Annotated in this window: 1 protein-coding gene; it reads right to left on the reverse strand. The window is 38.6% G+C overall.

Annotated elements, in window-relative coordinates:
• A partial coding sequence (locus HMPREF0721_RS11225) for a helix-turn-helix domain-containing protein (protein WP_040640539.1) occupies window positions 1-568 on the reverse strand: 568 nt, incomplete at its 3' end.
• Window positions 569-616 lie beyond the last annotated feature (48 nt).

Below are 616 nucleotides of genomic sequence, written 5' to 3' on the forward strand. Positions count from 1 at the left end.
TCTCTTCGGAGGCTTTTGATGACGAGCGCCGTTCTCTCATTTTTGCCTCGTCCTCTAAACGCAGCCTCCTCAGTTCTTTTAAAAAGGCATTCTCTATTCTTAGCTTAAGCAGTTCAGTCTCTAATTCTTTAACATGTTCTGCACTTGTATCAACTATTCTTTCTTCAACTTGCTGAGCTTTAATATCTATCTTAGGTTTATCCAATGTTTTCTTTCGACCTTTCTTGCGAGGTCTCAAAGCATCAGGACCGGCAGCCCGAAAGCGGTTCACCCAGTTAGCAATCATACTTGGATTGCTTATACCTTCTTGAATCGCCAAGTCTTGATATGAAATCTCACTTGATAGATATAACTCTACAACAAAAATTTTCTTTTCGAAAGAGTATTTTGTTTGTTTACGAGAACGCATTAATCCTTCATCACCGAACGCATTGTATGCTTTAATCCATTTGCGCAGCTGTGAGTCAGAACCCAGTCCATATTTTTTAGAAAGATATGGTGTTCCTCCTTTGCCATCCAAATATTCTAAAACAACTTTCTTCTTGAATTCAAAACTATGTTTTGCCATAAAAATACCGACCTCCCAATCGTTAGATTTTGGTCTAACTTTTGGGGG

This window comes from Pseudoramibacter alactolyticus ATCC 23263, from assembly GCF_000185505.1.
Classification (GTDB): Bacteria; Bacillota; Clostridia; order Eubacteriales; family Eubacteriaceae; genus Pseudoramibacter; species Pseudoramibacter alactolyticus.